Origin of the sequence: Actinoplanes sp. NPDC048967 (assembly GCF_040649415.1) — a bacterium.
Taxonomy (GTDB): Bacteria; Actinomycetota; Actinomycetes; order Mycobacteriales; family Micromonosporaceae; genus Actinoplanes.
In genome coordinates this window covers 385,807-408,326 of the sequence record NZ_JBEZFL010000006.1, presented here as the reverse complement: position 1 = coordinate 408,326, position 22,520 = coordinate 385,807, and the positions used below count along the sequence as shown (strand labels likewise).

20 protein-coding genes are annotated in these 22,520 nt (G+C 73.0%); 12 read left to right on the top strand and 8 right to left on the bottom strand.

Annotation, left to right across the window (positions count from 1 at the left end; genetic code table 11):
- Window positions 1–203: 203 nt before the first annotated feature.
- Both AB0C12_RS27470 and AB0C12_RS27465 read left to right on the top strand, forming a co-directional pair.
- Window positions 204–1,256 (top strand): nitroreductase family protein, encoded by a 1,053-nt coding sequence (locus AB0C12_RS27470; protein WP_360552697.1) that lies wholly within the window; start codon window positions 204–206, stop codon window positions 1,254–1,256.
- 79 nt (window positions 1,257–1,335) lie between these two features.
- The gene (locus AB0C12_RS27465) at window positions 1,336–1,536 is read left to right on the top strand and encodes a hypothetical protein (RefSeq protein WP_360552696.1); all 201 of its coding nucleotides are present in this window, start codon (window positions 1,336–1,338) and stop codon (window positions 1,534–1,536) included.
- A 33-nt stretch (window positions 1,537–1,569) separates the two neighbouring features.
- Here AB0C12_RS27465 and AB0C12_RS27460 read toward each other — a convergent pair whose 3' ends face one another.
- Genes AB0C12_RS27460 through AB0C12_RS27450 form a run of 3 tightly spaced genes read right to left on the bottom strand, consistent with a single transcriptional unit; the run spans window position 1,570 to window position 4,193 of the window.
- Window positions 1,570–2,667 (bottom strand): hypothetical protein, encoded by a 1,098-nt coding sequence (locus AB0C12_RS27460; protein WP_360552695.1) that lies wholly within the window; start codon window positions 2,665–2,667, stop codon window positions 1,570–1,572.
- Between the two features lie 34 nt (window positions 2,668–2,701).
- Window positions 2,702–3,214: a hypothetical protein gene (locus AB0C12_RS27455; protein ID WP_360552694.1), complete on the bottom strand. Its 513-nt coding sequence runs from the start codon at window positions 3,212–3,214 to the stop codon at window positions 2,702–2,704.
- A gap of 37 nt (window positions 3,215–3,251) precedes the next feature.
- Window positions 3,252–4,193 carry a TerC family protein gene (locus AB0C12_RS27450; protein ID WP_360552693.1) on the bottom strand — a complete coding sequence of 314 codons (942 nt, stop codon included), beginning with the start codon at window positions 4,191–4,193 and terminating at the stop codon, window positions 3,252–3,254.
- A gap of 281 nt (window positions 4,194–4,474) precedes the next feature.
- On the opposite strand from AB0C12_RS27450, the gene AB0C12_RS27445 reads away from it, so the two are divergent.
- Window positions 4,475–4,780, top strand: coding sequence for a MarR family winged helix-turn-helix transcriptional regulator (locus tag AB0C12_RS27445; RefSeq protein WP_360552692.1), 306 nt, complete (start codon window positions 4,475–4,477; stop codon window positions 4,778–4,780).
- 21 nt (window positions 4,781–4,801) lie between these two features.
- On the opposite strand, the gene AB0C12_RS27440 is transcribed toward AB0C12_RS27445, so the two are convergent.
- The 5 genes from AB0C12_RS27440 to AB0C12_RS27420 all read right to left on the bottom strand — a co-directional run bounded on the left by AB0C12_RS27440 (window position 4,802) and on the right by AB0C12_RS27420 (window position 8,890).
- The gene (locus tag AB0C12_RS27440; RefSeq protein ID WP_360552691.1) at window positions 4,802–5,737 is read right to left on the bottom strand and encodes a cyclase family protein; all 936 of its coding nucleotides are present in this window, start codon (window positions 5,735–5,737) and stop codon (window positions 4,802–4,804) included.
- A 98-nt stretch (window positions 5,738–5,835) separates the two neighbouring features.
- Window positions 5,836–6,699, bottom strand: coding sequence for a TIGR03620 family F420-dependent LLM class oxidoreductase (locus AB0C12_RS27435; protein ID WP_360552690.1), 864 nt, complete (start codon window positions 6,697–6,699; stop codon window positions 5,836–5,838).
- Between the two features lie 21 nt (window positions 6,700–6,720).
- Complete coding sequence (locus AB0C12_RS27430; RefSeq protein ID WP_360552689.1) at window positions 6,721–7,353, bottom strand: methyltransferase domain-containing protein; 633 nt, start codon at window positions 7,351–7,353, stop codon at window positions 6,721–6,723.
- A 50-nt stretch (window positions 7,354–7,403) separates the two neighbouring features.
- A complete protein-coding gene (locus AB0C12_RS27425; protein WP_360552688.1) occupies window positions 7,404–8,420 on the bottom strand; it encodes an alpha/beta fold hydrolase in 1,017 nt (338 codons plus the stop codon).
- A gap of 11 nt (window positions 8,421–8,431) precedes the next feature.
- The gene (locus tag AB0C12_RS27420) at window positions 8,432–8,890 is read right to left on the bottom strand and encodes a hypothetical protein (RefSeq protein ID WP_360552687.1); all 459 of its coding nucleotides are present in this window, start codon (window positions 8,888–8,890) and stop codon (window positions 8,432–8,434) included.
- A gap of 105 nt (window positions 8,891–8,995) precedes the next feature.
- On the opposite strand from AB0C12_RS27420, the gene AB0C12_RS27415 reads away from it, so the two are divergent.
- From AB0C12_RS27415 to AB0C12_RS27375, 9 genes are all read left to right on the top strand, one after another.
- Window positions 8,996–10,234 (top strand): alpha/beta fold hydrolase, encoded by a 1,239-nt coding sequence (locus tag AB0C12_RS27415; protein ID WP_360552686.1) that lies wholly within the window; start codon window positions 8,996–8,998, stop codon window positions 10,232–10,234.
- Between the two features lie 139 nt (window positions 10,235–10,373).
- Window positions 10,374–11,249: a hypothetical protein gene (locus AB0C12_RS27410; protein ID WP_360552685.1), complete on the top strand. Its 876-nt coding sequence runs from the start codon at window positions 10,374–10,376 to the stop codon at window positions 11,247–11,249.
- A 120-nt stretch (window positions 11,250–11,369) separates the two neighbouring features.
- Window positions 11,370–12,773 carry a serine hydrolase domain-containing protein gene (locus tag AB0C12_RS27405; RefSeq protein WP_360552684.1) on the top strand — a complete coding sequence of 468 codons (1,404 nt, stop codon included), beginning with the start codon at window positions 11,370–11,372 and terminating at the stop codon, window positions 12,771–12,773.
- A 62-nt stretch (window positions 12,774–12,835) separates the two neighbouring features.
- Complete coding sequence (locus AB0C12_RS27400; RefSeq protein ID WP_360552683.1) at window positions 12,836–14,398, top strand: ABC transporter substrate-binding protein; 1,563 nt, start codon at window positions 12,836–12,838, stop codon at window positions 14,396–14,398.
- Window positions 14,395–15,432 carry an ABC transporter permease gene (locus AB0C12_RS27395; RefSeq protein WP_360552682.1) on the top strand — a complete coding sequence of 346 codons (1,038 nt, stop codon included), beginning with the start codon at window positions 14,395–14,397 and terminating at the stop codon, window positions 15,430–15,432. Before AB0C12_RS27400 ends, AB0C12_RS27395 begins: the two co-directional genes overlap by 4 nt.
- Window position 15,433: 1 nt before the next feature.
- Window positions 15,434–17,380, top strand: a complete 1,947-nt coding sequence (locus AB0C12_RS27390; protein WP_360552681.1) for a dipeptide/oligopeptide/nickel ABC transporter permease/ATP-binding protein — start codon at window positions 15,434–15,436, stop codon at window positions 17,378–17,380.
- Complete coding sequence (locus AB0C12_RS27385; RefSeq protein WP_360552680.1) at window positions 17,377–18,126, top strand: ATP-binding cassette domain-containing protein; 750 nt, start codon at window positions 17,377–17,379, stop codon at window positions 18,124–18,126. Before AB0C12_RS27390 ends, AB0C12_RS27385 begins: the two co-directional genes overlap by 4 nt.
- Window positions 18,123–21,422 carry a serine hydrolase gene (locus AB0C12_RS27380; protein WP_360552679.1) on the top strand — a complete coding sequence of 1,100 codons (3,300 nt, stop codon included), beginning with the start codon at window positions 18,123–18,125 and terminating at the stop codon, window positions 21,420–21,422. The genes AB0C12_RS27385 and AB0C12_RS27380 overlap by 4 nt, the downstream gene beginning before the upstream one ends.
- A 1-nt stretch (window position 21,423) precedes the next feature.
- Window positions 21,424–22,518: a M20 family metallopeptidase gene (locus AB0C12_RS27375; RefSeq protein WP_360552678.1), complete on the top strand. Its 1,095-nt coding sequence runs from the start codon at window positions 21,424–21,426 to the stop codon at window positions 22,516–22,518.
- Window positions 22,519–22,520: the final 2 nt, after the last annotated feature.

Below are 22,520 nucleotides of genomic sequence, written 5' to 3'. Positions count from 1 at the left end.
ATCTCCTTCGCCCCGCGCCGGTACGGGGTCCGTGCGAGCAGTCGGCGGCTCATCCCACCATCACGCGACGCTGCGCCGTCCGGAAGGGCCGAAGGGCTCCCGGCTGGTCCGGGTGTCAGCAGCCACCAGGACCTCCGGCCCTGCGTTCCTGTCACCGTTTCCTGAAGCATGAAAGCAGGACTCGTGCCGGAGGGAGAATGATCATGGCGGTGAAGGTCGCTACACCGTCCCGGTCGGTGCTGATGGAATGTGTTGGTGCTGCCGTGCTGGCGCCGTCGCTGCACAACAGCCAGCCGTGGCGGTTCCGCGTCGCACGGGGCAAGGTCGACGTGTACGCCGATCGGGGCCGCAAACTGGCCGTGCTGGACCCGTTCGGCCGGGAGATGATGATCAGTGTCGGCGCGGCGATCTTCAACCTGCGCCTGGCCCTGCGGCGCCGCGGCTTCGTCTCACGGCTCGACCTGTTCCCCGATCTCGGCGAGTGCGACCTGGTGGCCCGGATCAGCGCGGCTCGCTTCGCCACCCCGACGCCGGCCGTCGAGGTGCTCGCCGAAACCATCTCCCGACGTCACACCAACCGGTGGCCGTTCGCCGGGCCCGCCGTGGCCGCGAGGCTGCTCGACCCGCTGCGGGATGCCGCTCGGCGCGAAGGAGCATTTCTGGCCGCGGCGGGATCGCAAGCCACCGGGACCATCCTCGGTCTGGCCCGGTCGGCTGATCGGGCCCTGAGGGCCAGGCCGGGCTACCGCACCGAACTGGCCCGCTGGACAGCGACCGGATCGCGCAAGCGCGACGGCGTACCGGTGGGAGCGATGGGTCCGAGGGACGTACTCCGCGAGTTGCCCGTCCGGCACTTCGCTGAGATGCTGCCCTTCCCGACGCCCGTTGTGGCGTTCGAGCCTGCTCCGACGATCCTGGTCCTGGGCACCACCGGCGACACCGCCCTCGACCATGTCCGCGCGGGACAGGCATTGCAACGCGTCCTGCTGACCGCCACGTCGCTCGGGCTGGCCACTACCCCGATCAGTCAGCCCACGGAGCTGGCCGCCGCCCGGGAACGACTGGCGGACATGATCTACGGCGCTTGCCCCCAGATGGTCCTGCGGGTGGGGCACGGGCGACCGGTGGCGGCCACACCGCGGCAGCCGCTGGAGGACAGGCTGCTGCCGTCCGGGGGCCGGGCGGCTTCGGCAGCTCCCCGTGCCGCCCGTTCCCGCCGTCGCTTCACGCCGGACCCGGCCCTCCAGGCCCAATGACTCTGTCGGCGACCCCGTCGTGCGGGCCACGGTGAAGGCGTCCGCCCCTTACCGGGTCGGCGAGTGGAAGGGGCCTTTCATGAACGACACCAAGCAACGCCGCAGCGCAGTCCGCAGCCCCGGCAGCGGGGACGCCGTCTACGGCCTGGGCGTCATCGGCGCGCTGGTGCATTACATCGGCCAGGCCGACAGCTTCGGGTCCGGGGTCATCGGCATGCTCAAGGCCTTCGTCTGGCCGGCTTTCATGGTGTACGACCTGTTCCGGTTCATGTCCGGCTGACGATTCTTCTCCACTGCCCGGCGGGGCAGCGGTTCAGGGCCGGGTGGCCAGAGCGACGCCGTCATGATGGTCGAGAGCACCGGCGCCGGTGAAGGCGATCCAGCCGCCGCGGAGCAGGACGAGTTCGATGAGTTCGTCGACGGCGTCGTCGATCACGTCGGGATGGTCGACGTCCTGGGCGGGGATGAGGGTGTCGCCGTCGTCGGACAGGCGGGCGGGACAGAACAACGACTCGTCGACGGCGAGCACCTCGGGCCGGCCGGTGCGGGCGGCGAACCATGCCGCGGGCATACCGGAGACGACGCGGCCGGCGACGGCGCGCTGCTCGACGAGGGCGAGGGCTTCCCGCTGGCGGCGGTACAGGTAGGCGTCCAGGACGCTCCGGATGCGGGTGGTCAGCTGGCTGAGGTTGGCATGGGTGAGGTTTCCGGGGACGATGCCGGCGAGCCGGGCGCAGTTGGTGGAGATGCGACGGAACGCCGCGGTCGCGCGTTCGCCACCGACCAGGACCAGGGGTGCCGGGTGCAGGCGCAGGTAGGTCCCGAGGGCGGCGTCGACCCGGCGGTAGAAGTCGATGTCACCTCCGGAGGCGCGGGCGGGCCGGTCGGCGCGTCCTCGGCTGCGGGCCTCCGGCCGGACGGCGGTGAGCGGGAACGTGGTGGACAGGACCGGTAGCAACGTGTCACCGGCGGCGTCGAACAGCCGGGCGTGGCCGGAGTTGAGGGCCAGGACGAGGTGCCGTGGGGTGCGGTGCAGGGCGCGGACGAGGTCGCGGGTGGCGAAGGTGGGGTCCACGACGGCGCGGTCGCGGACCACGATGGGCAATCGGATGAGGGCGTCGGTGCCCGCGCAGGCGTAGAGGGCGAGGGACTGGGCGGCGGGTCCGCGGCGGGCTTGCTCGACGAGGGCACGCAGCCGCCGTACGGCGGGTGCCGCGACGGCGGTCTGCAGCTCGGCGCGGACCCGGTCGACGGCCTGATCGGCCAGCGCTTCGAGGCGGAGCGCGTCGGCGCGGGTGAGCTGCGCCGCGGGGGTGGTGCTCAGCAGTACGCTGATCGCCGGGTAGTCGCGGACCTGTTGCAGGGCGGTGATCTGGGCGGCGGCCGGAGCTGATGCGGTGGCGGTGGTCATCGCGATTCCTCCCGGTGGGCTTGGCGTGGTCGGCTCAGATGGGGGCGTGTCGTTCGGTGCCGGGGTTCGTCGGTGCGACGGATGATGGGCGGCCACGGTCGGGCGTGGGCTGGAGCACGCCGGTGGGGTCGTGCAGCGGCTGGCCGGTGACCACGGTGACGGCACCGAACCTGTCGACGAGCCGGCTCACCGCGTCGGTCGGGAGGGACAGCCGGGTGTCGGTACCGGCCGGGACGAGCAGTGTGGATCGGAAGTAGGCGACTCCGGTGGCGTGCAGGATCGGCGTGATGCGAGCCACGATGGCGACGGTCCGGAAACGAACGCGACGGTTGCGGGCGTGGTGCAGCAGCGCGTTCACGCTGCACCCGGTGGTGTGGACGGTGGCAGCGGCGATCAGCAGCGTGCCGGTGCGGGCGGCGATGTCCGCGGCGTGGGCCGCCACGAGCAGGTCGGTGGGGGAGTCGGTGAGGACGGCGAGCACGGGTCCGGATCCGCGGGTGCGGCGGGTGTCGTCGTAGGCGTGCGGTGGGACCGGGCGGCGGGTCATCGGGTGATCGTTTCCTTCCCGTGCGGCGTGGACGGGGTCAGAGCCGAGGCTCCGGCGTCGTCGTGGTCTGGCGGGTGCTGCGCAGGCTCCAGACGATCGAGACCGTGATGGTGAGCACGATGACGCCGAGGGTGACGGGGATGGGGAGTTTGCCGACCGGGGTCTCGGAGAGGATCAGCTTGAGGCCGGCGAACGCGAGCAGCACGGCCAGGCCGTAGTGCAGGTGGACGAAGCGGCGCAGCAGGCCGGCGAGGCAGAAGTAGAGGCTGCGTAGGCCGAGGATGGCGAACGCGTTGGCCGTCCAGACGATGAAGGTGCTGGTGGTGATGGCCAGGATCGCCGCGACGGAGTCGACGGCGAAGATCAGGTCGGTGGCCTCGACGGCGATCAGCACGACGAACAGCAGGGTTGCGACGCGCTGGCCGTTGATGCGGGTGAAGAACTTGTCACCGTGATACGCCGGGTCGGTCCGGATGACCTTGCGGACCAGCCGGACGACGGGATTGCGGTCCGGTGGGGTCTGCTCGTCGTGGCGGAACGCCATCTTGTAGCCGGTGTAGATGAGGAACGCGCCGAACAGGTACGCGGTCCAGAAGAAGGTCTCCAGCAGCTCGGCGCCGACGAAGATGAAGACCAGCCGGAAGAGCAGGGCGCCGATGACCCCCCAGAACAGGACCTTGTGCTGGAAGGCGGCGGGGACGGCGAAGTAGGTGAAGATCAGGGCGAAGACGAAGACGTTGTCGATCGACAGTGCCTTCTCGATCAGGTAGCCGGCGTAGTAGGTGCCGGCGACCTCGCCGCCCTGCCAGGCCCACAGGACGACGCCGAAGAGCAGTCCGGCGGCGATCCAGATGCCGGACCAGAGGGCGGCCTCGCGGAAACCGATCACGTGGTTGTCACGGTGCAGGAACAGGTCGACGGCGAGCATCGCGGCGACCGCGAGCATGAGCAGCGCCCAGACCCACCAGGACACGGACATGGGAAGGGGAGACCTTTCGCCCAGCCGGGCCCGTGGCGGCGGGCCGGCAATGCTGGACGAAGGTCTCCCCGGGCCACCGCGGCGGTGGCTGCGCCACCGAGACCCGGATCTGCCGGGTCCGTACTGACGGTGGCGCGTGGTGCGTCGGGTACTCCCCCTCGAACTACGTTCAACTATTCACGAAGTTGCGTTCGTATGTCAAGAGGGGTGCAGCTGATTTCGTGACTTGGTGTGCGTACATTGAGGGCACAGCTCGGTACGAAGGCGGGGACGGCGACCACATGTCTCAGACAGCTCACCCGGTCAAGGGGTGGACGTTTCTGACCAACCACGCCCACGTGCTGCTGGCCATCGCTCGTGACCCGACCGCCCGGCTGCGTGACGTCGCCGAACACGTCGGCATCACCGAGCGCGCCGCGCAAGCGATCGTCGCCGATCTCGAAGCAGCCGGCTACCTCCAGCACGAACGCGTCGGGCGCCGTAACCAGTACACCCTCAACCCGGCCGGCCGTTTCCGGCACCCCGCTGAGGCGGACCACAGCATCGGTGAGCTGCTCGACCTGTTCACCGGGACCTCGGTGACCTGATGCGGGTCGCGAATCCCGTGGTCAGAAGGTGGCGATCGGGTTGACCGGGCTGCCGGAGGTGCCGGCGAACCGGACCGGCGCGACCGCGAGGTGGAAGTCCCACTGGCCGAGCTCGGCCGCCGTGCTCGCGCACGCCTCCAGGTCGCAGTTGTCGAGCAGCCACAGACCCATCGCGACCAGGCTCACGGCGTGCACCGGCATCAGCACGTCCGGGTACCCCGACGGCTGGACGTCCTGCGGGGTGTCGGCGCCGATCAGGGCGACCTCGCGCTCCCGCAACCACGGCAGGCAGGAGGCGTGCCAGCCGGCCTGCGTGATGCCGCCGGCTGCGCCGTTCTCGTGCCGGAAGCGGCCGTAGCCGGTCCGCAGCAGGACCGCATCACCGGGCCGCACCCGTACGCCCTGGCGCCGCTCGGCCTCTTCCAGATCCTCGGGGAACACGCCCTGGCCCGGTTCCAACCACGGCACCTCACGGACCCGCGCGATGTCCAGCAGCACACCGCGGGTGACGATCCCGTGGGCCGCTGCCGTGACGGCCGCCCACGCCGATCCCGTCGTGGCGTCGACCGAGGAGTGGGAGCGCCCGTTGTACATCCTGCCGTCCCAGAACAGGTGGCACGGGGAGTCGACGTGCGTGATGGTGTTGCCGTGGAACATGATGCCGAGCCGCTCGTTCGAGAAGCCCCAGCGCCGATCGGCGTGGAAGGCGGCCGGCATGTTCTCGGCCCCCGGCATCTCGGCGGCGCACGGGCATGCCGTCGTCGACCGTTCCATGTCGTCCGGTACGGCGACCTCCCACGCGCACGACACACTCCGGCCGTGGCGCACGGCCCGCGCGGCCGCCAGCCGGACGTCGTCGGTGATCAGGTTCAGCGTGCCGAGCTCGTCGTCGTCACCCCACCGCCCCCAGTTCGACAAGGTGTCGAAGTACCCCAGTACGTCGTCCTGTGTGGTCATCCCGGCATCAGCCCTTCGGTCATCGGCGTCCTCATCCGACCGCTGGGACGGAGCCGCCGCGCCGGGCTCGACATCCCGGCGGGACTTTTCTCGAGGAATCAGATCAGGACCGCGGCCAGCGCCCGGAACGCCTCGGCCGGGAACGTGGAGGCGTCACCGCCGTTGAGGACCTGGATCGCCACCTCGTCCGCGCCCGCCTGGAAGTGCCTCTCGATCCCGGCCGCGACCCGGTCGGCCGTACCCCAGGGGATGAGGGCGTCGACCAGGCGGTCGCTGCCGCCGCCGGCCAGGTCCTCGTCGGTCCAGCCGAACCGGCGCAGGTTGTTGGTGTAGTTCGGCAGCGAGAGATAGCCGGTGGTGTACTGCCGGGCCGTCGCCCGCGCCGCGGCCGGGTCCGCCTCGAGCACCACCGCGACCTCGACGGCCAGCAGCCGGTCCGGGCCGACCGCCGTCCGCGCCTCGGCGGTGTGCTCGGCCGGGGTGAAGTACGGGTGCGCGCCGGCCGCCCGGTCGTGGGAGAGCACCAGCATCCGAGGCCCCAGGGCGGCCAGGACCCGCTGCTCGGGTCCCAGGCCGGCCGCGTCGAGGGCGTCGAGATAATCCACCATCTTGGAGTACGGCTTGCGGTAGTCGGTGCCGTTGCTCTCCACCAGCACGGCGTGGCTGGCGCCGAGGCCGAGCAGGAACCGGCCGGGGTGGGCGCGCTGCGCGTCCTGGGCGTACGCCGCGACCTCGGCCGGCGACGTGTGCCAGATGCTCACGATGCCGGGGGCGACCCCGATGCGCTCGGTCCCGTCCAGGATCTCGCGGAAGCGCGGCGGGACGTGCTGGTCGAAGCCGGCCGAGAACCAGATCCGCGAGTAGCCGAGCTCCTCCAGCTCCTTCGCGGCGGCCACGGCCGCGTCCGGAGTCGGGCTCTCGAGGAAGTACGGCTGCCACACGCTGACGAGTCGCTGGGTCATACCGCAACAATACGTGCGCGCTCAGGCGTGGGCGACGCCCGCTATCTGGGTGTTGAAGGTGACGAACGGGCTGTGCAGCCGGTACGGCTCGAGCTCGACGCGGGTGAAGCCGGCCGCGCGTACCGAAGCGGCCAGGTCCCGCTCGCAGGAGCAGCCCTCGAAGGTCCAGGCCCACGGCCGGCGCAGCGCTCGCTGAAGCGCACGCGTCGGCGTGCCGGCCCGGGCGGCGACGTGTTCGACGAAGCGGAAGGTCCCACCGGGACGCAGGATCCGGCGGACCTCGGCCAGGACCGCGGCCGGGTCGCTCACCGTGCAGAGCACGAGCGAGGAGATCACGCTGTCGGCGCTGCGGTCGGGCAGGCCGGTGCGCTCGGCGAGCCGGTCGCGCAGGTCCAGGCGTACGCCGCGCCGCCCGGCCGCCGCCCGCAGCCGCCGGTGCATGGCGACGTTCGGCTCGACGGCGATGAGCGTCGACCCCGGGGACAGGTAGCGCAGGTTGGCGCCCACCCCGGAGCCCAGCTCGACGACCGTCGGCGGCAGGCCGGCGAACACCCGTCCTTTGTGGTGCCGTACGTTCCACTCGATGTACGGACCCATGATGCTGAAGAACGCGGCGTTGAAGGGCCCGCGCGCCCGGTGCAGTTCGAAGGTCACGAGAGGAAACTCTGCGCCGATCCCCGGCGGGTGTCAGGCGGGGAAATACCTCAATCTCGGCGCTGGGCGCTGTACCAGGCGGCGATCTGGGCGCGGGACCGGAAGCCCAGTCGCAGCCGGATCCGTTCGACGTGGCCCTCGGCCGAGCGTTCGTCGATGCCCAGGCGCGTCGCGATCTCGCGGTTCGTGCACCCGCGACTGACCAGCTCGGCCACCTCGCGCTGGCGGGCGGTCAACCCGTCGGCGCGGCGCCGGGGGACGGGCAGGCCGAGGAACCGGCGGACCGCGCGGACCAGCTCGTCCCGGTCACCCGCGTACGGCAGGTGCGACCGGCCGGGCAGCAGCACCAGCTCGGCGCCGCTGATGCCGTCGGCCAGGGCGTGCGCCTGCGCGACGGGTGCCGCGCGGTCGCCGGTGCGGTGCACCACCAGCGTCGGGGCCCGCACCTGGCCGAGGCGGTCGGTGACGTCGAGTTCGTAGCTCAGCGCCAGCAGCGCCCGTGCCGTGGCGGCATCGGAGCACGCACGCTGGTAGCGGGCCAGCTCGGCGCGGGTCGCGCGGTCGGCGTCGGGGGCGAAGATGTCGGTCAGCACGTCGGAGCCGAGCCCCCAGTGCGACTCGACCAGACCCAGGACGTGTGCGCGGACCTCGGGCGGGGACACGTCGTCGCCGCGGGCCCAGCCGCCGTAGAGAACCAGGCGGCGGACGGTGCCGGGGTGAGCCGCGGCCCAGGCCACGGCCACCGGGGCGCCCATCGACGTGCCCATCAGGTCGAACGGCTCGTCCAGGGTCGCGGCCACGGCGGCCAGCTGCTCCAGCTCGAAGGCCAGTGACGCGGGACGATCCACAGCCGGTGACAGCCCGGACCCGGCACGGTCGTAGCGGACGAGCCGGCAGCCCTGCGCCAGGGCCTCGTACAGCGCGCGCTCGGGCGGCAGCTCCCAGCCGAGCCGCAGATGCGTGAGCCAGCCCATCACGTAGACCAGCGGCCGCCCGGCACCGACCGAGGCGTACGCCACGGTGGCGCCGCCTGCTGTCACCACCTGAGCGAGCCGCTGCTGCACCATCGGCCGAGGCGTCAGCTGCCGGCCGCGGCGGACTGCTGGGCCTGCCAGATCGCGATCTGGACGCCCAGCACGAAGATCTGCACCGGCAGCGGCATGCCGGGCAGGTCCGCCTCGACGGCGCCCGACCAGGCACTCGTGCGGCGCAACGAGCCCACCTTGACCCCGTCGGCGATCCACGCCTGCCGGTTGCCCCACATCGACTCACGGCGGAACTCGTAGGTGCGTCCCCCGGCCTGCACGGTCCAGTGCTTGCGGCCGGCCCGCTCGACCAGGGCGACCTCCTGATCCTGGTCGTCGGCCATCCGGTACCTGGTGCCCCAGCCGTTGGCGCGCACCTGGTACCGGCGGCCCTCGACCTCGAAGTCGCCCCCGGTGCGCCACCACGACGGGTCCCAGACGGCCACCGGCGTGCCGTCGGAGACCAGCTGGTAGCGGCCACGCCACATACCCATCCGTTCAGCGGTCAGCATGCCTGCACAGTAGTAGGAACGCCGGTGATCGGTAGCGCTAGCGGTACCAGTGCTTGGTAGCTGTCGGGATCGTCGGCGGCGGCCCCGAAAAATAGCGTTACCGGCATGACAACGACGAAGAAGTTCCGGAACCTGACGGTCGCTCTCGGCACCGCGGTGGTGCTCGCCGGGGGAGTGGGAGTCGCCAACGCCGCAGTGACACCGAGCGCGGTCGCGGGGGATGTCCAGCAAGCCGGCCCGGCCACGAAGCAGTCCGGCTGGCGCGGCGTGACCCGGGAGGCCGTACAGATCGATTTCGGTCAGGGCTGGGTCACCAAGGGTGAGCTCACCTACCCGAGCAACGCCCAGGGCCGGCTACCGGTGGTCGTGATGCTGCACGGCAGCGGGCACAACGACATGAACCAGACCCTGCCGGAGGGCAAGGGCTCGACCTTCGTCCCGCTCGCCCAGGCGGCCGGCCGCGAGGGATACGCGACGCTGCGTTTCAACAAGCGGGGCGTGACGGACATCGGCCCGGTGGAGAGCACCGACCCGGCCCAGCTGAACCCGAAGAACCCGTACGACCGGATCCAGCGGGACGCGGCCGCGGTGATCCGCTTCGCCGCCCGCTCGCCGCGGATCGACCCGTCGCGGATCTTCCTGCTCGGGCACAGCGAGGGCACCAACGTGGCGGCCAACCTCGCCGCCGAGCCGAAGAAGTTCGGCATCCCGAAGCCGGCCGGCGTGATAGAGATGGGCGTCGTCGGCCTCGAGATCAAGCAGCTGCTGACCCTGCAGATCTACGGCCGGCTGCTGCTGCAGCTGCACGACGAGTTCGACGTCGACGCCGACGGCCGGCTGACGGCCACCGAGGCGGTCAACGGCCTGACCGGGCAGCCGAAGGAGGCCGCCGACCAGTTCCGCTCGGTCCTGCTCGACGGGGACAAGGTCGCGGCCGGCACGGACACCGACCACGACGGTCAGGTGGCCATCGACGCCGAAGCCGGCCCGGTGCTGCGCAAGGCCACCGGCATCGACGCCTACCCGAACGTCCCGGGCCTGGACCAGCCCGTGGTCGACTACCTCGACGACATCGCCCGCTTCCCGACCGTCGCGCAGGCCCTGCCCAGGTTCTCCGGCCCGACGCTGATGCTCAACGGTGAGAACGACCTGCAGACCCCGGCCCGCGCCGCGCTGGTCGCCGACGCCGCGGTCGCCGCGGCCGGCAACAAGGATCACAAGATCGTCATCTACCCGGGCATGGCCCACACCATGAACATCACCCCGAAGTTCTTCCCCGCCTTCGGTGAGCCCGACCACCAGGTCGTCACCGAGATCCGCGGCTGGCTCAGGTCCCACCGCTGACCCGCGCGACCCCGAGGGCGGCCACCGATCCGGTGAGCCGCCCCCGGCGCGTCCGCGCCAGATTCAACGATCGCCCAACGAACGCCCAACGCCGGGCGCCGACGCTCAGCGGGTCACACCCCAGACCTGAGGAGCACCCATGAACAGCACACGATCGGCCCGGCTGGCCGTCCTCGCCGGCGCCACCCTGGCCGGCGTCGGCGCCGTCTTCGCCACGGCCGCACCGGCGCAGGCCGCGGTGGTCGACGTCGCGGTCGCCGGGCCTGCCGGCACGGTGGCGCAGAGGGCCACCGCCACCTGTCCGGCCGGGGAGTACCTCACCGGCGCGGCCGGAGGAATCGTCGGCGCCGGCCGGAACGTGACCCTCACCGACGTCATCCCCGACCTCGCCACGAACTCCGTGACCGTGTGGGGCCACACGAACCCCGGCGGAGCGCCCGGATACTCCACCGTGGCCCAGGCGATCTGCCGGCCGGGCGCGCCGCCCGCCGGCTACCACCTCGAGGCGCAGAGCACCGGCTCGAACGCCGACACCACCAAGGCCGTCGTGGCGACCTGCCAGGGCGGGACCCGGCTGCTCGGCACCGGGGCCGAGATCATCGGGGCGAACGGGCAGGCGTTCTACCGTTCGATCCTGCCCAACTTCGCCCTGACCAGCAACACCGTCGTCGCCGACGCGGCGTTCGGCTTCGCCGGCGCCTGGGAGCTCATCGCCTACGCCGTCTGCGGCACGCCGCCGGGCGCGGCTCCGGTTCGTGAGGCCCGGTCGACGCTCGGCGGCGCCGACCCGGTCGACGCGAAGAGTCAGCAGTCCGGCGCCTGCCCGGCCGGCACGGCGACGACCGGGGTGGGGGGCTCGGCCGCCGGAGCCACCATCGGCGGGTACGTGTTCGTCAACCAGATGAGCAGCAATGCGGCCCAGGACACGGCGACCGCCGAGGCGGTCGAGGGCCGCAACCCCGGCGGTGGCGTCAGCTGGTACCTGTCGGCGTACGACATCTGCTGGGCTCTGTGACCGCGCTGCGGGGCCGGCCTTCGGCCCCGCAGCGTTGTTGTGCCAACGGACCAAGACGCCGGCGCTTTTTCGTCGCGATCGACGAACACCGATGCCGGTCCGCGCTTCTACGATCCCGCTATGACGACGATCACAGAGGTGCGGGACATCGTGGCGGCCCGCCTGCCCGGCCTGCTCCGCGAGCACCAGGTGCCGGCCGCGGGGTGGGGCATCCTGCACGACGGGGAGATCGTCGAGGGGGCCGCGGGGCTGCTCAGCACCGCGACCAGGATCGAGGCCACGGCGGACTCGCTGTTCCAGATCGGCTCGATCACCAAGCTCTGGACCGCCACCCTGGTCCTGCAACTGGCCGACGAGGGCAAGGTCGACCTCGACGCGCCGGTACGCACGTACCTGCCGGAGTTCCGGCTCGGCGACGAGGCGGCCGCCGCGGTCATCACGACCCGGCAGCTGCTCAACCACACGGCCGGCTTCGAGGGTGACATCTTCACCGACACCGGGCCGGGCGACGACTGCGTGGCCAGGTTCGTCGAGACCCTGCACGACCTTCCGCAGCTGTTCGCGCCCGGCGAGCAGTTCTCGTACAACAACGCCGGCTACTGCGTGCTCGGCCGCCTCGTCGAGGTCGTCCGCGAGCTGCCGTACGACGAGTGCCTGCGCCGGCACCTGATCACACCGCTGGGCCTGACCCATGCCGCGCCCAGTCCGTACGAGGCCATCCTGCACCGGGTCGCGGTCGGTCACCTGGAGCTCGAGCCGGGCGCGGGTCACCAGCCGGCGCCGGTCTGGGCGCTCGCCCGCTCGAACGCGCCGGCCGGGGCGATGCTCGCGATGCGCCCCCGCGACCTGCTGGCCTTCGCCCGGATGCACCTCGAGGACGGCCGCGCCGCCGACGGTACGCGGGTGCTCGCCGCGGGCACCGCCGCCCGGATGCGGGAGCGCGAGGTGGACCTGCCCGACATCGGGGTGATGGGCACCTCGTGGGGGCTGGGCTTCGAACGGTTCGACACCCCGGCCGGGACACTCACCGGGCACGACGGCAACACCATCGGGCAGTCCGCGTTCCTGCGCCTGGTCGTCGAGGACGGACTGGCCGTGACGCTGCTGACCAACGGCGGCGACGCGATGTCGCTGTACCGGGACATCTTCGGTCTCGTGCTGGGCGAGCTCGGCCGCATCCCGCTGCCCGAGATGCCCCGCCCGCCCGCACAGCCCGAGCGCGTGGACGCGGGCCGCTACGTCGGGACGTACTCGTCGCGGGTGGCCGACCTGACGCTGAGCCAGGACCAGGACGGCCGGATCTGGCTCGAGCAGACGCCCAAGGGCGAGCTGGCCGAGCTGGTCGGGCACGCGGTCCGCAAGGAGCTCGTGCACTACCGCGAGGACTTCCTCATCCCGGTCGAACCCGAGCACGGCATGTACGTGCCGCACGCGTTCGTCGGCGACGACGGTGCCGGCCATGCCCGGTTCCTGCACGTCGGCCGGGCCGTGCGCCGGGCCGAGTCCACCGTCGCCCCGGTCTGACCGGGCGACCGACCACCCCCACCCCGTCGAACCGGAGCCGGCAGGCCGGAAGAGGACCCCTCATGAAGCTGACCACCACGTCGAGGATCGCCGGCAGCGCGGCGCTCTGCGCGGCGCTGGCCCTGGCCGGATGCGGCGGCGGATCGGGCTCCGGCTCGCCGGCCCAAGGGCAGGTCGTGGACGGCGGTACGTTCACCATGGCCCTGAACGCGGACCCGGGCAATCTCGACCCCCAGTCCTCGGCGGCCAGTGCGCTGTTCACCATCAGCCAGTTCGCGTACGACACGCTGGTCGGCGTCGACCCGGCCGGCGGCCAGATCCGCTCCCAGCTGGCCGACAAGTGGTCGGCCGCCGGCACCACCGTCAAGCTCACCCTGCGCAAGGGGGTGACGTGCGCGGACGGTACGGCGCTCACCGCCAAGGCGGTCGCCGACAACCTGACCTACGTCGGTGACCCGAAGAACAAGAGCCCGTTCCTGGGCACGTTCCTGCCGGCCGGGGCCAAGGCCGCCGCCGACGACGCCACCGGCGAGGTGACCCTGACGCTGGCGGCGCCGGCCCCGTTCGTGCTCAACGGGCTGGCCAGCCTGCCGATCGTGTGTTCCGGCGGGATGAGCGACCGCACGAGCCTGGCCAAGGCCACCGCGGGCACCGGACCGTACAAGCTGACCGAGGCCGTGCCGGGCGACCACTACACGTACGCGATCCGCGAGGGCTACACCTGGGGACCCAACGGCGCGTCCACCGCGACGCCCGGCATGCCCGACACCGTCACCGTCCGGGTCGTCGAGAACCCGGCCACCGCCGCCAACCTGCTGCTGTCCGGCGAGATCAACGCCGCCCAGGTCACCGGCCCGGACGCGCAGCGGCTCGACAAGGCCAAGCTGTTCGCGGCCCGTACCGCCGCGGTGCTCGGTGAGCAGTGGTACAACCAGGCCGAGGGCCGGGCCACCCGCGACCCCGCCGTCCGGCTCGCGCTGACCCAGGCGCTCGACCTCGAACAGCTGCGGACCGTGCTCGGCGCCGGCCAGGCCACCCCGCCCACCACGCTCGCCGCGATCGAGCCGCTGGCCTGCCCCGGCGGAACGCTCGCCTCGGCGCTGCCGGCCCACGACCCGGCCGCGGCCACGGAAGCGCTGAAGAAGATCGCCGGCAAGACGCTGACCTTCGCGTACTCGAGCGCCGGCGGCAGCGCGGCCACGGCCACCGCCGAACTCGCGGTGCAGCAGTGGAAGGCCGCCGGGATCACGGTGACCCCCAAGCCGCAGAGCGGCGAGGCCCTCAACCAGACCCTGTTCGGCACCGGCGACTGGGACATCGCCTGGGCCCAGGTGAACGTCAACAGTCCCGACCAGATCGTGCCCTTCCTGTCCGGCCCCGGCGTCCCCGACGGCACCAACTTCGCCGGCATCCGCAACAGCGACTACGACGCCGCGGTCAAGCGGGCCAGTGCGATGGACGGCGCCGCGGGCTGCGCCACCTGGCTGGAGGCGGAGACCGCCCTGGTCAAGGCGGCCGACATAGTGCCGTTCGCCAATCAGCAGATCGCCACGTACGGCGCCAGGGCCCGCTTCGAGACCCCCGGACAGCTGATCCCGACGAGCATCCGGATGCTCGACCGATGACGGCGGCGCCGGCGCCCGCGCCGGAGATCGGAGCCGACGCGGAGCACGCGCCGGTGACCGGGGCGTCCCGGCTCCGGCGGATCGCCGGCCACCCGTGGTCCCGGTTCGCGCTGCGGCGCGCCGGCCGCCTGCTGGTCTCGCTCTGGGTCCTGGTCACCGCGTCGTTCCTGATGATCCACCTGGTCCCCGGCGACCCGGTCCGGGCGGCCCTCGGTCCCACCGCCCCGGCTGCCCTGGTGGCCGAGCGCCGGGCCGCCCTCGGCCTGGACGACCCGCTGCTCACCCAGTACCTCACCTACGTGAAGGGACTGTTCGGCGGCGACCTGGGGACCTCGATCCTGACCCGGCTGCCGGTCAGCGACGTCGTCGGCCAGCGCCTGCCCGCGACGCTGGCCCTGGCCGCGCTGGCGTTCCTGGCCGCCGTCGTGATCGCCGTCCCGGTGGGCGTCGTCATCGGCGTGCTCACCCGGCGCGGGCACGGCCGCAGGACGGAGGCCGCCTTCACCTCCGGCACCATCGTGCTCGGCACCATCCCGGACTTCCTGCTCGGCGTCGGCCTGGTCTACCTGCTGGGCGTCACGCTGCAATGGCTGCCGGTGGCCGGCAACGCCACCCCGGCCGGCTATGTGCTGCCGGTGCTGTCCCTGGCCGTGGGCCCGGCCGCGATCCTCGCGCGCATCCTGCGGGTGGAGATGGTCGCCGTGCTGGACGCCGACTACCTGCGGACGGCCCGGGCCAAGCGCCTGCCGGCCCGCTCGCTGTACCTGGGTCACGCCCTGCCCAACGCCGCCACGGCCTCGCTGACGCTGAGCGGCCTGATCCTCGGCGCGATGGTCGCGGGCACCGTCCTGGTCGAGAACGTCTTCGCCTGGCCCGGTCTGGGCACCACGATCGTGCGATCCATCCTCAGCAAGGACTATCCGCTGGTCCAGGCCATCGTGTTGGTCTACGGCCTGGGCGTGCTGCTGATCAACACCGCCGTCGACGTCGCGCTCGCGCTGCTCGACCCGCGGTCGACGATCCGGGAGGACTGAGGTGAACCGCCGTACCGCGCATCGCTGGCTCCGCGTGCTGCGCACGCCCATGGGCCGGGCCGCGGCCGCGCTGGTCTTCGTGGTCCTGGTCCTGGCCGTCATCGGGCCGGCGCCGTGGAACGCCCGCGCGGACGCCGTGGACACCGCGAACATCCTGGCCGGCCCGTCGGGGCGGCACTGGGCCGGCACCGACAACCTGGGCCGGGACATCGCGTTCCGGGTGCTGGAGGCGACCCGGCTCTCGGTCGGTCTCGCGCTGGCCGCCACCGCCATCGGCGTGCTGGTCGGACTCCTGCTGGGCACCGCGCCATGGCTGCTCGGGCGGCGCCTGGGCCGGCTGGTGACCGGAGCCGTGCAGATCGCCATCGCCTTCCCGGGCCTGCTGCTCGCGCTGTTCTTCGCGGTCGTCTTCGGCGTCGGCGCGACCGGGGCGGTGCTGGCCATCGGGCTGGCCGGGGCGCCGACGTTCGCCCGGCTCGTGCAGACCCTGCTGGCCGGGGTCGCGGCCCGGGACTTCGTCGCCGCCGCGCGGATCGCCGGCGTGGGCCGCTTCCGCATCCTGATCCGCCACCTGCTGCCCAACATCGCCGAGCCGCTGGTGGTCAACGCCACCATGGGCGCCGGGGGAGCGCTGCTCGCGTTCGCCGGCCTGTCGTTCCTCGGCCTGGGCGTGCAGGCGCCCGCCTACGACTGGGGACGGCTGCTGTACGACGGCATCGGCGTGCTCTACCTCAACCCGGCCGCCGCGATCGCCCCGGCGCTGGCCGTTCTCGTCGCCGGCCTGGCCCTCAATCTGCTCGGTGAGTCGGTGGCCAAGGGCTTCGGGATGGACGCCCTGGTCGGCCTGCCCGCCTCGGCGCACCCCTCCCCGGCCGCGCCCATGGGCACAGCGCCACCCGCACCCGAGAGCACGGACGACAGCCCGGCGTCCGACGTGGTCCTCGACGTCCGGGACCTCACCGTCAGCTTCCCCGCCGCCGGAGGACCGATCCGGCCGGTACGCGGCGTGACGTTCTCGATCCGCCGGGGCGAGGCGGTCGCCGTCGTCGGCGAGTCCGGCTCCGGCAAGTCGCTCACCGCCCTGGCCGTGTCCCGGCTGATCGACGCGGCCGGCCGGGTCGAGGCCGACCGCCTCCACCTGCTCGGCGCCGACCTGCGCGAGCCCGACTCCGCCGGCCAGCGCCGCCTGCTCGGCAGCTCCCTGGCCATGGTCTTCCAGGACCCGGCCAGCTCCTTCAACCCGACCCAGCGGATCGGCCGCCAGCTCGCCGAGACCTCCCGGCATCACCACGGCCTCGGCCGCCGCGCCGCGTTCAGCCGCGCGGTCGACCGGCTGCGGGCCGTACGCATCACCGACCCGGCCCGCCGGGCCCGGCAGTACCCGCACGAGTTCTCCGGCGGCATGCGGCAACGCGCGATGATCGGCATGGGGCTCATGGGCTCCCCGGCGCTCATCGTCGCCGACGAGCCGACCACGGCCCTGGACGTCACGGTCCAGCGGCAGGTGCTCGACCTGCTGACCGCGATCCGCCGGTCGGACGACGTCGCCCTGCTGCTCATCAGCCACGACGTCGCCGTGGTCAGCGAGGTCTGCGACCGGGTGCTGGTCATGTACGCCGGCCGCATCGTCGAGGACCTGCCCACGGACCGGCTGACCACCGGCGCGCTGCACCCGTACACCCGGGCCCTGACCGCCGCCGTGCCGCGGATGGACTCGCCGCTGGACCGGCCGCTGCCGGTGATCCCGGGACGTCCCGTGGACCCGGCCGACGTGCCCCCGGGCTGCGCGTACGCCGCCCGGTGCCCGCTGGCCTCGCAGCGCTGCCGGGACGAGGACCCGCCGCTCGCGCAGCACCCGTCGGGCCACCGGGTGGCGTGCTGGCACGCGCGTCCCGAACCGGTCCACGCGGAAACCGTCCGGCCGGCCTCGGTGGTGGAGACGTCATGAGCGAACTGACCTTCGAGGACGTGACCGTCCGCTACGGACGGCTGACGGCGGTCGACGGCGTGACGCTGAGCGTGCCCGCCGGCGGGGTCCTGGGCCTGGTCGGCGAGTCCGGCTCCGGCAAGTCCACGCTGGCCCGCGCCGCCGTCGGCCTGGTCGCCCCGGCCGGCGGCCGGATCCTGCTGGACGGCGAGCCGATCCGGGCCCACGGCCGGCACCGCCCCCTGCAGATGGTGTTCCAGGACCCGTACTCGTCGCTGGATCCGCGGATGACCATCGGCGAGACGATCACCGAGGCGATCCCGCCGGGGATGTCCCGGCCGCAGCGCCGCACCGAGGTGGCCCGGCTGCTGGAGCTGGTACACCTGGACCCCGGCCGGGCGGGCGCCTACCCGGGACAGCTCTCCGGCGGGCAGCGCCAGCGCGTGGCGCTGGCCCGGGCCCTGGCCGGCCGGCCGCGGGTCGTCATCGCGGACGAGATCACCTCCGCACTGGACGTGTCGATCCAGGGCGCGATCCTCAACCTCGTCCGCGAGCTGCAACGCGAGCTCGGCCTGTCGATCCTGTTCATCTCGCACAACCTGGCCGTCGTCCGGTACGTCGCGGACCACGTGGCGATCATGCTCCGCGGCCGCGTGGTCGAGCAGGGCCCGGCGACCCGGGTGCTGGCCGAACCCCGCCACGACTACACCCGGGCGCTGCTCGACGCCGTACCCGGCCACCGCCTCACCGCAAGGAGCATCCCGTGACCCGACCGATGCGCATCGACGACCTCCTCGCGCTGGCGGTGCCCGCCGAGCCGGCCCTCGCCCCGGACGGCGCGCACGTCGCGTACGTGCTGCGGACCCAGGACGCGGCGGGCGACCGTACCGTCAATGAGCTGTGGATCGTGCCCACCGCAGGTGGGCCGGCCCGCCGCCTGACCGCCGGCCCGGCCGACACCACGCCGGTGTGGAGCCCGGACGGCAACCGGCTCGCCTTCCTGCGTGACGGCCGGCTCGCGGTCCTGCCGATGGCCGGCGGTGAGGTCCAGGTGCCCGGCGACCTGCCGCGGCTGTCGGGCCCGCCCGCGTGGAGTCCCGACGGGGCCCGGATCGCGTTCACCGCCGTGGTGCGACTTCAAGCCCCGGTGCACGCGCCGCTGGTGGCCGACCGCCTGGACTATCAAGCCGACGGTGCCGGGCTGATCGGCGCCGCCCGCCGGCAGGTGCACGTCGTCGACCTCGACACCGGCGAATGCCGGGTGCTGACCGACGGGCCGCACGACGCCGGCGTACCCGTCTGGTCGCCCGACGGCACCGACGTGGCCTTCGTCCGCGCCCGAGGCGACGACAGCGACCTGCGGTTCCGTTCGGCCGTGCACCTGCTCGCGGTCGACGACCGCCAGGCCACGGCGCGGGTGGCCGGACCGGCCTCCGGCGTCGCCCGTACCGCCGGTTTCACCGCCGACGGCAGCGACCTGCTCGTGGTCGGCTGGCCGGCCGACCCGGTCGGCCACGCCCGGCTGCTGCGGGCGCCGCTCGACGGCTCGGAGCCCGTCGACCTCGCGAGCACCCTGGACCGCAACGTCATGCCGGGCGGCCTGGCCTATCCGGGCGGCCTGCCCCAGGAACACGACGGACGGGTGCTGTTCTGCGTCCGCGACCGGGGCTGCACGCACCTGTGGTCGGTGGCGTCCGACGGCACGGACCCGCGGGCGGTGGTCGACGGCGCCGGCCGCGTCGTCGACGGCCTTTCCGTCGGTCGGGACCTCGCCGCGTTCGTCCTGTCCACGGCGGACTCGTTCGGCGAGATCGCGGTGGTGGACCTGTCCGGCGGCGGCGAGCGGGTGCTGACCCGGCACGGCGTCGACGTCGCTCTCGTCCCGCGCGAGGAGCGCTCCTTCACGATCTCGGACGGCCGCAGCGTGCAGGCGTGGCTGATCCGCGACGGCGACGCACCGGGACCGCGGCCGCTGCTGCTCGACATCCACGGCGGACCGCACAACGCGTGGAACGGCGCGGCCGACGAGGTCCACCTCTACCACCAGGAGCTCGCCCGCCGTGGCTGGGTGGTGCTGCTGGTCAATCCGCGGGGCAGCGACGGCTACGGCGAGGCGTTCTACGACGGGGTCAACGGCGCCTGGGGCGTCGCCGACGCGGCCGACCTGCTGGAGCCGATCGACGCGCTGGTCGCCGAGGGCATCGCCGACCCGGCACGGCTGGCCGTCACCGGCTACAGCTACGGCGGGTACCTGACCTGCTGGCTGACCGGGCACGACGACCGGTTCGCAGCCGCGGTCGCCGGTGGGACGGTGGCCGACCTGGTCAGCATGGCCGGCACCTGCGACGACGGGCAGTTCCTGAGCGCGTACGAGCTGGGCGGCCCGCCCTGGCAGGACCCGAAGCGGTACGCCGACATGTCGCCACTGTCCCGCGTCGCCGACGTGCGTACCCCGACGCTGCTGCTGCACGGCGCCGACGACCTCACCTGCCCCGCCGGCCAGGCCCAGCAGTGGCACACGGCGCTGCGGCAGCGGGGCGTGCCGACCCGGCTGGTGCTCTACCCGGGCGCCTCGCACGCGTTCAGCCTGGCCGGGCCGCCGTCACAACGGGTCGACTACAACCACCGCGTCGTGGACTGGCTGGAGCAGCACACCCGCCGCGGCGGCCGGCCGGCCCTCGACGCCGCCCACTGGCAGCGGCGCCTCGCCGCACTGGCCGAGCGCCACGGCGTACCCGGTGCTCAGCTCGGCATCCTGCGGCTGGCCACCGACCCGCGGTCCCCGGACGAGCACATCGAGGTCTGCGCCGGGGTGCTCGACACCCGTAGCGGCCACCCGGTGACGCCCGACGCCCTGTTCCAGATCGGCTCGGTCACCAAGGTGTGGACCGCCACCGCGATCATGCAGCTCGCCGACGAGGGCCGGCTCAGCCTGGACACCCCGGTGGGCGAGCTGCTGCCCGGCTTCCGGCTCGCCGACCCGGACGTCGCGGCCCGGGTGACCGTCCGCCACCTGCTCACCCACACCAGCGGCATCGACGGCGACGTCTTCACCGACACCGGCCGCGGTGACGACTGCCTCCAGCGCTACGTGGAGCTGCTGGCCGACCAGACCCAGAACCACCCGCTCGGCGTCACCTGGTCCTACTGCAACGCCGGCTACAGCGTGCTCGGCCGCATCCTGGAGGAGGTCACCGGCCAGAGCTGGGACCAGGTGATGCGGGAGCGGCTGGTCACCCCGCTCGGCCTGACCGCGACGGCCACCCTGCCCGAGGACGTGCTGCTGCACCCGGTCGCCGGCGGTCACGTCGAGCACGAGGGACAGATCGCCGCCGCGCCCGTCTGGCACCTGCCCCGCTCGATCGGACCGGCCGGCCTGATCAGCGCCAACGCCGCCGACGTACTGGCCTTCGCCCGGCTGCACCTGACCGGCGGCCGGACCACCGGTGACGAGCAGTTGCTCGCCGCGGAATCGGTGACGGCCATGGCCGAGCACCAGGCCGACCTGCCGGACAAACTCTCGCTCGGCGACTCCTGGGGACTCGGCTGGATCCGCTTCGGCTGGGACGGCCACCGGCTCATCGGGCACGACGGCAACACCGTCGGCCAGGCCGCCTTCCTGCGCCTGCTGCCCGAGCAGGGGCTGGCGGTCACGCTGCTGACCAACAAGGAGAGCGCCCGCGACCTGTACCAGGACCTGTTCACCGAGGTGTTCGCCGAACTCGCCGGAGTGGCGATGCCACCCTCGATCACCCCGCCCGAGGAGCCCGTGGAGGTCGACATCGCCCCGTACGTCGGCACGTACGAGCGGGCGTCGGTGCGTATCGAGGTGCTGGCCGGTGACGGTGACGAGGGGCCACGGATGCGGACGACGCTGACCGGGCCGCTGGCCGCGCTCGTACCGGATCCGGTCGAGGTGCAGCCGCTGGTCCCGGTCGGTCCCGCTCTGTTCCTGACCGCGCCCGCGCAGCGCACGAGCTGGTATCCGGTGACCTTCTACGAGCTGGACTCGGGCGAGCGGTACGTCCACTTCGGCGCCCGAGCCACGCCGCGGGTGGACTGAGATGCTGGATTCCCTGCTGGCCGACACCCGGGCGCTCGTCGAGTGCGAGTCACCGTCGACCGACCTCGACGCCGTCGCCCGCTGCGCCGAGGTGGTCGCCCGCGTCGGCGCCGCGCGCCTGGGTGCGCAGCCGGAGCGCATCGTGCTCGACGGGCGTACCCACCTGCGCTGGCGGTTCGGCGCCGGACCGTCGCGGGTGCTCGTGGTCGGCCATCACGACACGGTCTGGCCGATCGGGACGCTCGCCTCCATCCCGTACGGCGTATCAGCCGGAGTGCTGCGCGGACCCGGCTGCCTGGACATGAAGACCGGGCTCGCGATGGCCTTCCACGCGATCGCCGCGCAGCCCCGCCGCGACGGCATCACCCTGCTCGTGACCGGCGACGAGGAGCTGGGTTCGCCCAGCTCGCGTCCGCTCATCGAGGCCGAGGCGCGGGCCACCGGCGCGGCGCTGGTGCTGGAGGCGGCGGCCGACGGGGGAGGGCTGAAGACCGAACGCAAGGGCGTCTCGATCTACGAGCTGATCGTCGCCGGGCGCGCCGCCCACGCCGGGCTGGCCCCGGAGCAGGGCGTCAACGCCACCGTCGAACTGGCCCACCAGGTGCTGCGGATCGCGGCCCTGGCGGACCCGGAAGCAGGCACCACCGTGACACCGACCCTGGCCCGCGCGGGCACGACGACCAACACCGTGCCGGCCGGCGCCCGCGTCGCGGTGGACGTCCGGATCCGGTCCCTGGACGAGCAACGCCGGGTCGACGACGCGATGCGGGCCCTGACGCCCGTCCGGCCCGGTGCCGTCCTCGAGGTGACCGGTGGCCCCAATCGCGCGCCGCTGGAGGCTGCCTCGTCCGCGGCACTGTTCGCGCGGGCGACGACCCTGGCCCACTCGCTTGGCCTGCCGGCGTTGACCGCCACCGCGGTCGGCGGCGCCTCCGACGGCAACCTGACCGCCGGTACGGGCACGCCCACCCTGGACGGTCTCGGCGCGGTCGGCGGCGGTGCCCACGCCGACGACGAGCACGTCCTGCTGGAGTTCCTCCCCGGCCGTACGGCGCTGCTCGGCGCGTTGCTGGCCGAGCTGACCGGGGCCTGGTGACC

Excerpts from the sequence above, each read along its gene's own strand:
- AB0C12_RS27470 (WP_360552697.1), top strand. The coding sequence starts at position 204 with ATGGCGGTGAAGGTCGCTACACCGTCCCGGTCGGTGCTGATGGAATGT.
- AB0C12_RS27465 (WP_360552696.1), top strand. The coding sequence starts at position 1,336 with ATGAACGACACCAAGCAACGCCGCAGCGCAGTCCGCAGCCCCGGCAGC.
- AB0C12_RS27460 (WP_360552695.1), bottom strand. The coding sequence starts at position 2,667 with ATGACCACCGCCACCGCATCAGCTCCGGCCGCCGCCCAGATCACCGCC.
- AB0C12_RS27455 (WP_360552694.1), bottom strand. The coding sequence starts at position 3,214 with ATGACCCGCCGCCCGGTCCCACCGCACGCCTACGACGACACCCGCCGC.
- AB0C12_RS27450 (WP_360552693.1), bottom strand. The coding sequence starts at position 4,193 with ATGTCCGTGTCCTGGTGGGTCTGGGCGCTGCTCATGCTCGCGGTCGCC.
- AB0C12_RS27445 (WP_360552692.1), top strand. The coding sequence starts at position 4,475 with ATGTCTCAGACAGCTCACCCGGTCAAGGGGTGGACGTTTCTGACCAAC.
- AB0C12_RS27440 (WP_360552691.1), bottom strand. The coding sequence starts at position 5,737 with ATGACCACACAGGACGACGTACTGGGGTACTTCGACACCTTGTCGAAC.
- AB0C12_RS27435 (WP_360552690.1), bottom strand. The coding sequence starts at position 6,699 with ATGACCCAGCGACTCGTCAGCGTGTGGCAGCCGTACTTCCTCGAGAGC.
- AB0C12_RS27425 (WP_360552688.1), bottom strand. The coding sequence starts at position 8,420 with ATGGTGCAGCAGCGGCTCGCTCAGGTGGTGACAGCAGGCGGCGCCACC.
- AB0C12_RS27420 (WP_360552687.1), bottom strand. The coding sequence starts at position 8,890 with ATGCTGACCGCTGAACGGATGGGTATGTGGCGTGGCCGCTACCAGCTG.
- AB0C12_RS27415 (WP_360552686.1), top strand. The coding sequence starts at position 8,996 with ATGACAACGACGAAGAAGTTCCGGAACCTGACGGTCGCTCTCGGCACC.
- AB0C12_RS27410 (WP_360552685.1), top strand. The coding sequence starts at position 10,374 with ATGAACAGCACACGATCGGCCCGGCTGGCCGTCCTCGCCGGCGCCACC.
- AB0C12_RS27405 (WP_360552684.1), top strand. The coding sequence starts at position 11,370 with ATGACGACGATCACAGAGGTGCGGGACATCGTGGCGGCCCGCCTGCCC.
- AB0C12_RS27400 (WP_360552683.1), top strand. The coding sequence starts at position 12,836 with ATGAAGCTGACCACCACGTCGAGGATCGCCGGCAGCGCGGCGCTCTGC.
- AB0C12_RS27395 (WP_360552682.1), top strand. The coding sequence starts at position 14,395 with ATGACGGCGGCGCCGGCGCCCGCGCCGGAGATCGGAGCCGACGCGGAG.
- AB0C12_RS27385 (WP_360552680.1), top strand. The coding sequence starts at position 17,377 with ATGAGCGAACTGACCTTCGAGGACGTGACCGTCCGCTACGGACGGCTG.
- AB0C12_RS27375 (WP_360552678.1), top strand. The coding sequence starts at position 21,424 with ATGCTGGATTCCCTGCTGGCCGACACCCGGGCGCTCGTCGAGTGCGAG.